Origin of the sequence: Algibacter aquimarinus (assembly GCF_039543265.1) — a bacterium.
Classification (GTDB): Bacteria; Bacteroidota; Bacteroidia; order Flavobacteriales; family Flavobacteriaceae; genus Algibacter_B; species Algibacter_B aquimarinus.
Map to the genome: position 1 here is coordinate 350,412 of NZ_BAABJK010000006.1, position 14,043 is coordinate 364,454.

The 14,043-nt window shown below is 32.2% G+C and carries 14 protein-coding genes; 8 read left to right on the plus strand and 6 right to left on the minus strand.

Annotated elements, in window-relative coordinates:
* Nucleotides 1-60 precede the first annotated feature (60 nt).
* The 3 genes from ABD939_RS10730 to ychF all read right to left on the minus strand — a co-directional run bounded on the left by ABD939_RS10730 (nucleotide 61) and on the right by ychF (nucleotide 4,105).
* Nucleotides 61-1,917 carry a DNA topoisomerase IV subunit B gene (locus ABD939_RS10730; RefSeq protein WP_345168218.1) on the minus strand — a complete coding sequence of 619 codons (1,857 nt, stop codon included), beginning with the start codon at nucleotides 1,915-1,917 and terminating at the stop codon, nucleotides 61-63.
* A 108-nt stretch (nucleotides 1,918-2,025) separates the two neighbouring features.
* Nucleotides 2,026-2,940: a DMT family transporter gene (locus tag ABD939_RS10735; protein WP_345168220.1), complete on the minus strand. Its 915-nt coding sequence runs from the start codon at nucleotides 2,938-2,940 to the stop codon at nucleotides 2,026-2,028.
* A 70-nt stretch (nucleotides 2,941-3,010) separates the two neighbouring features.
* The gene (ychF, locus tag ABD939_RS10740; protein WP_345168221.1) at nucleotides 3,011-4,105 is read right to left on the minus strand and encodes a redox-regulated ATPase YchF; all 1,095 of its coding nucleotides are present in this window, start codon (nucleotides 4,103-4,105) and stop codon (nucleotides 3,011-3,013) included.
* A gap of 226 nt (nucleotides 4,106-4,331) precedes the next feature.
* Here ychF and ABD939_RS10745 point away from each other — a divergent pair, with 226 nt between their 5' ends.
* Nucleotides 4,332-5,801: a carboxypeptidase-like regulatory domain-containing protein gene (locus ABD939_RS10745; RefSeq protein WP_345168223.1), complete on the plus strand. Its 1,470-nt coding sequence runs from the start codon at nucleotides 4,332-4,334 to the stop codon at nucleotides 5,799-5,801.
* A gap of 73 nt (nucleotides 5,802-5,874) precedes the next feature.
* Here ABD939_RS10745 and ABD939_RS10750 read toward each other — a convergent pair whose 3' ends face one another.
* The 3 genes from ABD939_RS10750 to ABD939_RS10760 all read right to left on the minus strand — a co-directional run bounded on the left by ABD939_RS10750 (nucleotide 5,875) and on the right by ABD939_RS10760 (nucleotide 8,674).
* Nucleotides 5,875-7,107 carry an adenylate/guanylate cyclase domain-containing protein gene (locus tag ABD939_RS10750; RefSeq protein ID WP_345168226.1) on the minus strand — a complete coding sequence of 411 codons (1,233 nt, stop codon included), beginning with the start codon at nucleotides 7,105-7,107 and terminating at the stop codon, nucleotides 5,875-5,877.
* A 276-nt stretch (nucleotides 7,108-7,383) separates the two neighbouring features.
* On the minus strand, nucleotides 7,384-8,202 hold the full coding sequence (locus tag ABD939_RS10755) for a polysaccharide lyase (RefSeq protein ID WP_345168228.1): 819 nt from the start codon (nucleotides 8,200-8,202) through the stop codon (nucleotides 7,384-7,386).
* A gap of 118 nt (nucleotides 8,203-8,320) precedes the next feature.
* A complete protein-coding gene (locus tag ABD939_RS10760) occupies nucleotides 8,321-8,674 on the minus strand; it encodes a 4Fe-4S dicluster domain-containing protein (protein WP_345168231.1) in 354 nt (117 codons plus the stop codon).
* A 68-nt stretch (nucleotides 8,675-8,742) separates the two neighbouring features.
* Here ABD939_RS10760 and ABD939_RS10765 point away from each other — a divergent pair, with 68 nt between their 5' ends.
* From ABD939_RS10765 to ABD939_RS10795, 7 genes are all read left to right on the plus strand, one after another.
* Nucleotides 8,743-9,801 (plus strand): acyl-CoA reductase, encoded by a 1,059-nt coding sequence (locus ABD939_RS10765; protein WP_345168234.1) that lies wholly within the window; start codon nucleotides 8,743-8,745, stop codon nucleotides 9,799-9,801.
* Between the two features lie 76 nt (nucleotides 9,802-9,877).
* On the plus strand, nucleotides 9,878-10,942 hold the full coding sequence (serC, locus tag ABD939_RS10770; RefSeq protein ID WP_345168236.1) for a 3-phosphoserine/phosphohydroxythreonine transaminase: 1,065 nt from the start codon (nucleotides 9,878-9,880) through the stop codon (nucleotides 10,940-10,942).
* A 51-nt stretch (nucleotides 10,943-10,993) separates the two neighbouring features.
* The gene (locus tag ABD939_RS10775; RefSeq protein ID WP_345168238.1) at nucleotides 10,994-11,944 is read left to right on the plus strand and encodes a D-2-hydroxyacid dehydrogenase; all 951 of its coding nucleotides are present in this window, start codon (nucleotides 10,994-10,996) and stop codon (nucleotides 11,942-11,944) included.
* 124 nt (nucleotides 11,945-12,068) lie between these two features.
* The gene (locus ABD939_RS10780) at nucleotides 12,069-12,707 is read left to right on the plus strand and encodes a DUF937 domain-containing protein (RefSeq protein WP_345168240.1); all 639 of its coding nucleotides are present in this window, start codon (nucleotides 12,069-12,071) and stop codon (nucleotides 12,705-12,707) included.
* A 219-nt stretch (nucleotides 12,708-12,926) separates the two neighbouring features.
* Nucleotides 12,927-13,370, plus strand: a complete 444-nt coding sequence (locus tag ABD939_RS10785) for a DUF6146 family protein (protein WP_345168242.1) — start codon at nucleotides 12,927-12,929, stop codon at nucleotides 13,368-13,370.
* 37 nt (nucleotides 13,371-13,407) lie between these two features.
* Complete coding sequence (locus tag ABD939_RS10790; protein ID WP_345168246.1) at nucleotides 13,408-13,710, plus strand: DUF6787 family protein; 303 nt, start codon at nucleotides 13,408-13,410, stop codon at nucleotides 13,708-13,710.
* Entirely contained in the window at nucleotides 13,710-14,042 is a 333-nt protein-coding gene (locus tag ABD939_RS10795) for a hypothetical protein (RefSeq protein ID WP_345168250.1), read from the plus strand. The genes ABD939_RS10790 and ABD939_RS10795 overlap by 1 nt, the downstream gene beginning before the upstream one ends.
* Nucleotide 14,043 lies beyond the last annotated feature (1 nt).

Sequence of the window (14,043 nt, forward strand, 5' to 3'; positions counted from 1 at the left end):
TGCTCATAAGACCGCTTTGGGACTTCTCTTTTGTTTTTCTTGTATAACATTATGTTTAGTTTAGTTGTCTTTTATAATATCTAATTCTACTTTCAAATTATCAATAATAAATTCTTGTCTAGTTGGTGTGTTTTTACCCATATAAAACGACAATAGTTCTTCAATAGACATATTATCGTCAAGCATTACGGGGTCTAAGCGAATATCATCTCCTATAAAATGTTTGAATTCATCTGGCGATATTTCTCCTAACCCCTTAAATCTGGTTATTTCTGGTTTTGGTTTTAATTTTTCTATGGCATCAATCCGTTCTTCTTCCGAATAACAATAAATAGTTTCCTTTTTATTTCTTACACGGAATAATGGAGTTTGCAAAATATATAAATGTCCCTCTTTTATAACCTCTGGGAAAAATTGCAAAAAGAAAGTAATTAACAGCAATCTAATATGCATCCCGTCAACATCAGCATCTGTAGCAATAACTACGTTATTATACCTTAAATCTTCTAGAGATTCTTCAATATTTAAAGCTGCTTGCAAAAGGTTGAATTCTTCGTTTTCGTAAACTATTTTTTTACTTAATCCATAAGAATTCAATGGTTTTCCTTTTAAACTGAATACGGCTTGTGTATTTACATCTCGAGATTTAGTAATACTTCCAGAAGCTGAATCTCCCTCTGTTATAAAAAGAGTCGTTTCTAAGTTTCTTTCATTTTTAGTATCACCAAAATGCACACGACAGTCACGAAGTTTTTTATTGTGAAGACTCGCTTTTTTTGCACGGTCTTTTGCTAATTTTCGAATACCAGACAATTCTTTACGCTCGCGTTCTGCTTGAAGAATTTTACGTTGAATTTTCTCTGCGGTTTCCTGATTTTTATGTAAATAATTATCAAGATTTCTTTTTAGAAAATCGTTTATATAAGTTCTAACTGTTGGTAAATCACCGCCCATGTCTGTAGAACCTAACTTGGTTTTAGTCTGACTTTCAAAAACTGGTTCCATCACTTTAATAGCAATAGCACTAACTACAGATTTTCTAATATCTGAAGCGTCATAATTTTTTCCGAAAAACTCACGAATTGTTCTAACTAAAGACTCTCTAAAAGCATTTAAATGCGTACCACCTTGAGTGGTGTTTTGTCCGTTTACAAAACTATTATACTCTTCACTATATTGGGTTTTACTATGTGTTATGGCTACTTCAATATCGTCGCCTCGCAAATGGATGATTGGATACAATAAGTCGGTTTCATTAATTTTTTCAGCTAATAAATCTTTTAAACCATTTTCACTGTAGTACTTTTCGCCATTAAAAACTATGGTTAAACCTGGGTTTAAATACACATAGTTTTTAAGCATTTTTACAACATATTCGCTTCTGTACTTGTAGTTTTTGAAAATTGTTTCATCAGGAATAAATGATACTTTTGTCCCTTTTCTTCGGGTTGTATCATCAAGCATATCTTGATTGGTAAGATTTCCTTGTTCAAATTCTGCTGATGCAGATTTCCCATCTCTATTAGATTCTACTCTAAAATAATTAGATAATGCATTTACAGCTTTTGTACCCACACCATTCAGTCCAACCGATTTTTTAAACGCCTTAGAGTCGTATTTACCACCAGTGTTCATTTTAGAAACAACATCAACTACTTTTCCTAATGGTATACCACGACCAAAATCGCGAACTATAACTTTGCTCCCTTGAATAGAAATTTCAATGGTTTTACCTGCACCCATAACGAACTCATCAATAGAGTTGTCTAAAACCTCTTTTAAAAGAATATAAATTCCATCATCTGGCGAAGATCCATCACCGAGTTTTCCAATATACATTCCAGGTCGCATACGAATATGCTCTTTCCAATCTAATGAACGTATATTATCTTCGGTATATTTGGTTTGTTGTGCCATAAAAAATGCTGTAGAATTATGAGATAGCACGCTAATATAGCACAACCAATTAAAAAATAAAACAGCTGAGATACAAAGTAATTAACAATAAAAAATAAATATTGTTGATTACCTAAGCTTAGGTTTTTTGGGCTTTTTTAAGGACACCAACAAGATTCCAACTATAACTACCAAAGCACCAAATAGTTGCAGTAATGTTAGTCTTTCATTTAAAAAAATTGCAGCCAAAACAATAGTAGAAATTGGACCAATTCCTGCAACAATAGCAAAATTTGAAGAGCTTATCATTTTAATTGATGCTGATACCAAAAAAGACGGAATAACCGTTGCAAAAACAGCTATTAAAAACCCAAGCGCATATACTTCCCAAGAATAGCTAAAAATATCTGTTTCACTAAATAAACTATAATGAATAAATACGCAAACACAGGACACAAGCATTGCATAGGCTGTAAACTTCATAACTCCAAATTTTGGAATTAGCCAACCACTACCAACTAAATATGATGCATATGTAAGAGCACTTAACAGTATAAATATACCTCCTGTAATTGTTCCTGCTCCAGAGATATGTAATTCATCGAAAAAAGCCAAAACAATACCAAAATACGTTAAAACTATGGCACCTGCCTGTATTTTGGTTATTGGTTGTTTTAAAAAGACTTTATTTAATAGCAGAACTATTGTGGGATATAAAAATAAAATAATACGTTCTAAGCTTGCTTTAATATATGTTAGCCCTACAAAATCGAAATAACTGGCTAAATAATACCCAATAAAACCAAAGAAGAAAACCCAAGCATAATCTCTTTTTTCTGTTTCGATAGATTTATTCTGATTGCGGTACAAATAAGCTATAACAACATAAAACGGAAAAGAAAATACCATACGCAAAAGCAAAATACTTATAACATCAACATCATAGGTATAAGCTAATTTAACCATTACAGCCTTGGATGAAAATAGGACGATTCCTAAAACACCTAGACCAATACCAAACCAAAATTGTTTTGTTGATTGCATGGAACGAATTTAGTTCCATAATTTTTAGGCTTATCTACTAAACATTCAGAATTACGATGTTCAAAAGGGTTTAAACATTAAATAAGAAATGCATGACATCACCATCTTTAACCACGTAATTTTTGCCTTCAACACGCATTTTCCCAGCTTCTTTTACTTTAGCTTCGCTTCCGTAACTTACGTAATCGTCATAACCAATAACTTCAGCGCGAATAAAACCTTTTTCAAAATCGGTATGAATAACGCCTGCCGCTTGAGGTGCTGTAGCACCAATATCTATAGTCCAAGCTCGAACTTCTTTTACACCAGCCGTAAAATAGGTTTGTTGGTTTAGTAACTTATAAGCACTTCGAATTAGTTTAGCAGAACCCGGTTCATCCAAACCAATATCTTGCAAAAACATTTGACGTTCTTCGTAATCATCTAATTCGCTAATATCTGCTTCAGTGCCAACAGCTAAGACTAAAACCTCAGCATTCTCATCTTTTACTGCTTGTTTTACTTGCTCAACATAATTATTTCCGGAAACTGCAGCACCTTCATCAACATTACAAACATACATTACTGGCTTATCTGTAATAAACTGAGAAGGAATAACAAAATCGTTATAATCGTCTTCGTTAAACTCTATCGCTCTAACTGAAATACCAGATTCTAATGCGTCTTTTATTTTTAGTAAAACAGCTTCTTCTTTTTGAGCTTCTTTATTCCCTGTTTTTGCAGCACGCTTTACTTTATCTAACTTCTTTTCAGTCGTTTCTAAATCTTTAAGCTGCAATTCCATATCGATGGTTTCTTTATCGCGGATAGGATTTACGTTACCATCAACATGCACAATATTATCATTATCAAAACAGCGCAACACATGAAGAATAGCATCGGTTTCGCGAATATTAGCTAAAAATTGGTTTCCTAAACCTTCACCTTTACTAGCACCTTTTACTAATCCAGCAATATCAACAATCTCTACAGTTGCAGGCATAACGCGCTCTGGATTTACCAAAGATTCTAATTTTTCTAAACGTGGGTCTGGAACATTTACCACACCAATATTAGGCTCGATTGTACAAAACGGAAAGTTAGCACTCTGCGCTTTAGCATTCGATAAACAATTAAACAACGTTGATTTCCCTACGTTTGGCAATCCTACAATACCTGCTTTCATTTAAAATAATCTTTAACTATTTCCGAGAATTCGGAAATCTATTTTAGCGAGTGCAAATGTATACAATAAAAAAGAAATTTTTTAATCTAAAGGCTTTAAGAATATTTAAGAAATACATTGGTTTATTATAATTAAACGTTAAATAGGTTTTTGTGAATAAATTTATGCTGTAACATTATTTAAATTGTATCGTTGAATAGAAAATACCATCAATCATCATATTAAAATGAAATATAATATTCTTCTAGGTTTTTTATGTTTTTGTTCCTCCGTAGTATCGCAAAATATTACAGCAAAACTTATTGATAAGAGCACGAATAAACCAATTCCGTTCGCAAATATTAAAACAGGAACTTACTCTGGTGTTATTTCTAACGATGAAGGTTTTTTCACTGTATCCTCTGTAGATGATAGTAAATCCATAGTTATTTCATGTATGGGTTATGAAAACAGAACACTAACCATTAATGAGATTAAAGAATCAAACTTGATAATTACGCTCCAGCAAGCACTTAACCAATTAGATGAAGTTTTTATTAGTTCCAAAACACCTAATGCAGATTTTATTATTGCGAAAGTAAGAGCCAAACTTACCAAAAACTACAATATCGATTTACAGCAATACAATATATTTAAACGTACTACAGATCATGTAGATTTTAAAAGTTTAGAATTTGAAATTGATAAAGCTTCAAATGTAAAAAAGAAACAGCTTGAGGGCGTAAACAAAAGTTTAACAGACTTAGTAAACCAAGTAAAAAATAGCAATATGGTGCAATTTGCCGACTTAAAAGGCAAAGTATTTACACTAAACAAAGACAGTATTAAACTTGAAGTTGAAAAAGCTACCGAATTATTAGATTACAAAAACGACTTCTCTATCGAGAATATTCAGGATAAAATGCAAAATATAATCCTTAAATATTTAGACACCACAAAAACATACAAGTTAAAAACAGGACTATTTAAAATTGAAGATTCATTGGCGCTAAATGATGATGACTTTAAGGAAGATGATAAAAACGAATACAAGGTTTCATCTTTAAATAAAGCAACAGAATCCTTATTAAAACGCGGGCAATTTTATAATAACTCATTCTTAAGCAAACTAATAAATGCAAATTTATATCAATATAGTCTAGAGGATGTGGGTTACAATAATGGAGAGCTAACTTATATTATTTCGTTTAAACCAAGAAAAGGTAAAGCCAAATATGAAGGAAAACTTTATGTTACCGATGACACTTATGCCATTACAAGAGCAGACTATAGTTATTATAAAAACCGACGCGGACAAAAGTTTAATCTACGTTTGTTAATAGGTGTAAAATATATTGAAAATGTTAGCAAAGGCACCGTTATTTTTGAAAAAGACAGCAGTAATCTATATCATCCTAAATACATAAAACGCACTTACGGAAGCTATTTTTATGTTAGTAGACCTTTAAAATTTATTGAAAACAGTAGTGAGCGCAACAAAGTATCATTTGATTTTACAATTGAAGGTGACAATAGCACCAAAGAAGAATTACTAATTACAGGACAAAACAAATTAACGCTTTTAGATTTTCAAGCAGAACGACAAGCTGAAAAAACACCTATAATTAAACTAAACCGTTATGAAAAAACCATTTGGGATAGTGAAGGTGTTTTAGAACCTTCTCTGGAGATGAAAGCTTTTGAGAGTAAGGACTGATTTAATGTTACGCTTATCGGTCATGGGTATGGTGTCTTAGCATCCCACGTGATGCTATGCACTATACATATTGCTAGCTATATTTTATAAAATACATTTCCAATTCTCCTTTTCCTTTAACTTGAATTTTCCCCCTGCTTTCGCAAGCGATATTATTTTTAACAAGCCGGTAGGTTGTTTCTGATATATTTATTTTGTCAGGTTCGCCTAATGATTCAATCCGACTTGCGGTATTAACTGTATCTCCAAAGAGATCATAGTTAAATTTCTTTTTCCCAACTACACCAGCCACGATTGGTCCCGAATGTATCCCAACTCTCATTTGCCATTTAATTTCATGTTTTTTATTTCTCTCCTCCAAATAGGATAGCATCTTTTGTGCAGCTGTAATACAATTAATGGCATGATTTTTAACCTCTTCTTCAAGGCCAGATGCAGCCATATATGCATCCCCAATTGTTTCAATTTTTTCAACACCTACTTCCTCAACAATCTCATCGAATCGGCCAAAAATATCATTGAGTTCATTGACCAAAGTAATTGCCGGAATTCGAGCTACTAACTCTGTAAAGTCTTTAAAATCAGTGAACAGAATTGTTACATTTTTATGCCTTTTGGGCACTGTTTTACCAGTTTCCTTTAGATCTCTTGCTACTTTTACTGGAAGAATGTTATACAAAAGATTATCTGTTTTTTTCTGTTCAGCTATTAAAGAATCCTCCGATCTATCAAGAAGAACAGACATACTCCATATAAGAGCGAGACTAATACATCCAGTAATACTGATATTAACCACTTGTGATAAATAGGGATCTACTTCATTATAATGACCGCTTATACTCAATTGAAGTACTACAGTAACAATCAACGTCAAGCAAGCCAGCATGCTAAAACCATGGGCTAATTTTCTTGACTTTCGGGGAAAAGTAATGTATGGCATAATAATTTGTAAGAAGCAAATGAACGCTACACCTGACGTATATCCCAACAAATAGAGAAATAAGAGAACGGATATATACGATGCAATAGTTAGCCAAATGGCGGCCAATACCCGCCAACCTTTTTTGTTAAGAATTAATACAATTAGAAACATCAATCCCAACAATGCATTGCTACCGTAAATTACTGGAGAGTCAGTGAGATTAATTGAAATTAGCACCCAAATTGCATTATATATTGCACCTAGAATAGATGCAATATTCGTTACTCGTAGATACCTGCTTTCAGTATTAGAAAAGTCTTTATTTGTTCCAATATCAACTAGTTTATGAAAGAATCGAGAGTCGTTTTTATCATCAATTAACATTTGGTTCTTCTTTTTTATTTTGAATATTAATTGCTTTAGCTGTAGCTAACGACTTGATATGAAATCGTTTTAATGTTTTATGTCTGATGATAAGCGAAGTTCGAATTTTCCTATCTAAAAGTCAATTAATTAAGGTGTTAGTTCTTAAAAGTTATAAACAAAAATCCCAATCGTTAACTAAAAATTTTAATATTATTAATCATCAATTTTAAAAACCATTGGAATAAATAATCCTGATTAAAAGGGTATTATAACAAAGAATCTTGAGTTAAAAATTTAATTTTTACGCTCTACAACATATAAACCCTCGTATACTTCAAAATTATCAAACCAAGCGTATACGGTTGTAAAATTACCATTACTATCCTTTGGTGCAAAATCTGGGGAATTACCTCCATGAAAGGTTGAAAAAAGAAAATTGTTAATTTCAGTATCCTTGCCTTCAACGGCTCTTAACTGCAAACCTTTATATGAGGATATTTCCTTTCCATTGGCGTAAATTATAACTTCACCATTAGAAGCAGAAGCAGGCATATTAGTCTTAACGTAAATAGCCATTTGATAATACTGTCCTTTTTTAAAATAAAAGCTTGGAGATGGCTTACCCTCGCCATATTTTCCTTTTAAATCTTGGTGGTAAACATAGGACGTAACAACACCATTTTTTTTAAAACAAATACGAGCGCTCCATCCATCCTTTTGCATAGGTTTTCCTCCTGTAATCTTTTTTAATGGTGCGAGGCCATGCAATTTTCCGCCTCTAGGAAATTGAAAATCTTCATCAAAAGCAACAGCATAATTAAGAGTTGCTTCTTTATATGATTGTGGTAGCCGGATATTTTTTACGATGCGCTCACTTCCTTTGTCAAAACCAACATACCTCGCTTTAATACCAGTTGAGCCATCAATACCTTTTCCTTCAGCAACTTCAATATTTTTAAGATTAACAATAGCCTTAAAATCTTTTGAGTTAGTATTATCATCAAAGTTTATCTTCAATAGTGGTTTTGGGTTTTTTGTAGATAGTGTTGACTGTGAAAAAATAAAACCAAAACATAATAATGTAAAAAGCGTGAAATATGGTTTAAGTTTCATAATACTTTATAATTTTAAAACTGTTGATTATTTTACAGATAGTGAATTTAATTAAAATTTTATAAAAAAACCCAAGCTTTCGCTCAGGGTTTACATATATTTTACTTTAGGTTATAGACTATCCATCAGGATGCATAAAACGTTGTTTAGCTAATAATTCTTCTTCAGTTTCAACAACATCTTCATCTGGAACACAACAATCTACAGGACAAACTGCAGCACATTGTGGTTCATCATGGAAACCTTTACATTCGGTACACTTATCTGGTACAATATAATAAAGCTCATCACTAATAGGTTCTTGTGCTTCATCAGCATCAACCTCAGTGCCGTTAGTTAGCACCACAGCGCCTTCTAAACTTGTACCATCTTTATAGCGCCAATCGTCGGCACCTTCATATATTGCAGTATTTGGGCACTCAGGCTCGCAAGCACCACAATTTATACATTCATCTGTTATAATAATTGCCATAGCGTTTTTCTTTTTCTAACTTTGCAGTCGCAAAAATAAAGCCAAAACCATTCATAACCAAATTAGGAATGCATTTACAACAAAGAATTAACGCTTTTGTAAAATTAGGAGATTTTTTAAGGCAATTTTCTAATGAAGTTATTGAAAAGAACAATAAAGTTGAACACAACAATTTATTTTTTGACGGCTTTAAGCACCAATTAAAACTTGCTGAAGAGCATAACGGTTGGTTTACGCAAGAAAATATAAGGTTTGCCTTAAATGGATGGGCAGAATCTTTAACCGAGACAACTATTAACACATGGCTTAAGCCATACACTATTAATGTTACTAAGTCAAAAAAAGTCGCCATAATAATGGCAGGAAATATTCCTTTGGTTGGTTTTCACGATTTTTTATCTGTACTCATTTCAGGGCATCGTGTACTTGTTAAGCAATCATCAAATGATAAACACCTACTTCCCTATTTATCGAAATACTTAGAATATGTTGAGCCAAATTTTAAGGGCAAAATAACCTTTACTGAAGATAAATTAGAAGGTTTTGATATCGTTATTGCAACAGGAAGTAATAACACAGCTCGCTATTTTGAATATTATTTTAAAGACAAACCATCTATAATAAGAAATAACAGAAATTCTGTTGCGGTTTTAACAGGTGATGAAACCCCAGAAGATTTACGTAACCTATCTGAAGATATTTTTAGATATTATGGTTTAGGTTGTAGGAATGTCTCAAAACTTTTTGTTCCAAAAAATTATAATTTCGATGCTTTTTTTGAAGCCATCTACCATTGGAATCCAATAATAAATAAAGCTAAATACGCCAACAACTACGATTACAACAAAGCCGTTTATTTAATGAGTGAATTTGACATGCTAGAAAACGGATTCTTCATGATAAAAGAAGATGAAAGCTATGCATCACCCATTGCAACTTTATTTTATGAATATTATAATTCTCCTAAGGAATTAAAAGAAAAGTTAAATTCAGATAAAGAGCAAATTCAGTGTATCGTTTCAAAAGGATTTATAGAAAATGAAATTGCATTTGGCGCCACCCAAAAACCTAAACTTTGGGATTATGCGGATAGTGTCGATTCTGTTGAATTTTTGTTAGCAACTTGATGAAAAAATTATTGAATTTTTAATATTAAATACCCAATTAATTAGCAACTTTGCATCTTAAATTTTATCACTCAAAATGAAAAAACATAACTTTAGTGCAGGACCGTGTATTTTACCTCAAAGTGTTTTACTAAAAGCATCAGAGGCAGTAATGGACTTAGATAACAATGGTTTATCTTTAATTGAAATATCTCATAGAAGCAAAGCCTTTGTAGATATTATGGAAAATGCAAGAGCTTTGGCTTTAGAGCTTCTGGGTTTAGAAGGTAAAGGCTATAAGGCATTGTTTTTACAAGGTGGTGCAAGCACACAATTTTTAATGGTTGCTTTAAATCTTTTAGAAAAAAGAGCAGGGTATTTAAACTGTGGTACTTGGGCAGATAAAGCTATAAAAGAAGCTAAAATTTACGACGATATATACGAAGTTGGCTCATCAAAAAATGCGAACTATAATTATATTCCTAAAGGTTATGAAATTCCTGAAGATTACGATTATTTTCACTGTACTTCAAATAACACCATTTTTGGTACACAAATGAAAACATTTCCTAACTCACCAATCCCAATGGTTTGTGATATGAGTAGTGATATTTTTTCTAGAACTTTAGATTTTTCAAAATTCGATTTAATATATGCTGGTGCTCAAAAAAATATGGGACCCGCTGGAACAACATTAGTAGTTATTAAGGAGGATATTTTAGGAAAAGTATCTCGTAAAATTCCATCAATGATGGATTATAAAGTACACATTAGCAAAGGCAGTATGTTCAATACACCTCCAGTTTTTGCGGTATACACATCTATGTTAACCCTAGAATGGTTAAAAGATCTTGGGGGTATTGCTGCTATCGAAAAGGAAAATGAGAAGAAATCGCGTTTAATGTATTCTGAAATAGATTTAAACCCATTATTTAAAGGATTCTCGGCAAAAGAAGATCGCTCCGATATGAATGCTACGTTTACCTTAGAAAACGAAAACTTAAAAGAAACTTTTGAAACCATGCTTAAAGAAGCAGGAATTAATGGTTTAAATGGACACAGAAGTGTTGGCGGTTATAGAGCTTCAATGTACAATGCGTTACCGTTAGATAGCGTAAAAGTATTGGTTGAAGTTATGAGCGAATTAGAAAGTAAAGCATAATTAATTAATCGTTATTCCCAAATAACATTAGGAATAGCAAAAAAAATAAAAATGAAAGTATTAGCAAACGATGGTATTTCACAGAGTGGAATTGATGCATTAGAAAAAGCAGGTTACGAAGTTTCTACAACCACTGTAGCGCAAGAGCAACTAATAAACTACATAAACGAAAAAGATATTTCGGTTTTATTGGTGCGAAGTGCAACTACAGTTAGAAAAGATTTAATTGATGCTTGTCCGAATTTAAAAATTATCGGTCGTGGTGGTGTAGGTATGGATAATATTGATGTTGAGTATGCTCGTGAAAAAGGACTTTCAGTAATTAATACACCAGCAGCTTCTTCACATTCGGTTGCTGAATTAGTTTTTGGGCATTTATATGGTCTAGCACGTTTTTTACACAACTCAAACAGAGATATGCCTCTAGAAGGCGATAGTAACTTTAAGGGCTTAAAAAAAGCCTACGCTAAAGGAACAGAACTTAAAGGAAAAACCTTGGGTGTTTTAGGATTTGGTCGTATAGGTCAAGCAACAGCAAAAGTAGCACTTGGTGCAGGTATGAAGGTGGTTGCTTTCGATCCGTTTTTAGAAACTGCTAATCTAGAACTAGACTTTTTTGATGGACAAAAAGTGAATTTTGAGATTAAAACTATTTCTAAAGAAGATGTTTTAAAACAATCAGATTTTATAACACTTCACGTTCCTGCCCAAAAAGATTATGTTATTGACGAAGCTGAATTTAATATGATGAAAGATGGCGTAATTATAGCTAATGCTGCTCGTGGTGGAGTTCTTAATGAAGTTGCTTTAGTAAAAGCTATTGAAAATGGAAAAGTGGCCAGAGCTGCTTTAGATGTTTTTGAAAAAGAGCCAAAACCAGAAATGCAATTGTTAATGAATTCTGCATTATCATTAACACCTCATACTGGTGCAGCAACAAATGAAGCTCAAGATAGAATTGGTACAGAATTAGCCTCACAAATTGTTAATATTCTTGGATAAAAGAAGATTTTAAATAAAATGTGACCTAAATGTTATATTTGAGTCCTAACTATAAACGTTAGGACTTTTTTTGTACATTGACCTTTCTATATTTATTAATCTTTTAAAAATTAAAATAAAAATCATGTCTGGAATTTTAGATTTATTAAACAGCGACTTAGGAAAAACTATAATTAGTGGTGTTGCTGGACAAACCAAGCAGCCTCAAAACAAAACACAAGATGTTTTAACTATGGCATTGCCTGTGCTTATGCAAGCTATGAAACGTAATGCCTCTACCCCACAAGGTGCAGAAGGCCTAATGAGTGCGCTTAACGGTAAGCATGATGGAAGTATTTTAGACAACCTTGGTGGTTTATTTGGTGGCGGTGTTGATGATAATGTAATGAACGACGGACAAAAAATCTTAGGGCATGTATTAGGAGGAAAACAACAGAATGTTCAAAACGCTTTAGGTGCTAAAGCTGGAATGGATGCTGGTTCTGTGGCTCAAATACTTAAAGTTGCTGCACCAATTTTAATGGGTGTTCTAGGAAAACAAAGTAGACAACAAAATGTAAGTAGCCAAAGTGGTATTGGAGATTTATTAGGTGGGTTAATACAAGGAAACTCTCCACAACAAGAACAAAGTTTTTTAGAATCTATTCTAGATGCTGATGGTGATGGTAGTGTAGTTGATGATGTTGCTGGAATGGTATTAGGTGGAAGTAAAAAGAAAGGTGGCCTTGGAGGTTTACTTGGAGGTCTTTTTGGTGGTAAATAATCATTTATCTAAATAAGAGTTTTAAAAGAGTTAGTTTTCACTAACTCTTTTTTTTGTTAAAATCATTTAAATTCAGGTATTTACAAAAAGCATTTTGTAAATTTATATAGTATGAAAAGTAGAAAAAACCTGTTCGCTCAATGAAAACGATAGTTAACTCATTTCAATTTTTCTAATGAATCGTGATACCATACTTTTGAGCTATAAACAAATAGAAAAATGAAAAATCTTTTATACACCGCTATCCTTATTATTGTTATTATTAGTTGTAATACGTCAAAAAGCACAACACCAAATACAACTAAATCTGAAAAAGAACTCGCTACTAAAAGTAATGATACCGTTACTATTGCTAATGAAGAATTAGAATATGAAATTATTATTATTGAGCCTGGTTTTAATTTCTGGCTAGCTAGTACAGCACGTCAAAGAGGGTTTTATTCACAACAGTTTTTAGAAAACAGAAACAGACTTTATGTTATAGAATGGAACCAACGCGTACTTCAACCACAAAGATTCAATCCAAGATTATATGAGTTACAAATTGATTATCAAAATGGTATTGACTATGGTTACGAAGTAAATTATATGCTTTACAACTACTTTATTTATTTTCAGTTAACCTATAATCAAAGATTAGGACCTTTTCTACCTAGGATTTAAATTCATTTTCATTATTTTTGCCACAATAAAAAATGTTGTGGAAAAACTTAAATCGCGTTGGGGTATAGAATCTAACTTTCAAATTATTGTTATAATTCTTGTATTTGCTATAACAGGTTCTACGGCTTCTTATATAGGCAAACCCATTTTAAAATATTTAAACATAACAACTGAAGCTTTTGGTAGTGTTGGTTATTGGACCTTACGCATTGTTATTCTTTTTGTTATGTACCAATTTTTATTGGTGTTTTTTGGATGGCTTTTTGGACAACATTCATTTTTTTGGAACTTTGAAAAAAAGATGCTTCGTAGAATTGGATTAAAACGCTTTGTAGATTAATGGGCAACTTAAAAGAACATATCACTTTTAAGATTCTTTCTATAGCATTAGTTTTATCTATTGCTTTACCTTCTGCAGTTAAGTTTTCACACGTTTTTACTCATCATGAGCATAAAGTTTGTAAAGGAGAAAAATCTACTCACATACACGAAGTAGATTTAGATTGTGATTTTTTAAAATTTAAACTTAACAATACTTATTATTCATCATTTCAATATGAGTATTCATTTTTCAGTTCAAGTAATTATAAAATATCCGCTTTAACATACAAATTCCTTAATAATCATCAGCAATTATCTTTCTCATTAAGAGGTCCACCAGTTTTAGTTTAAT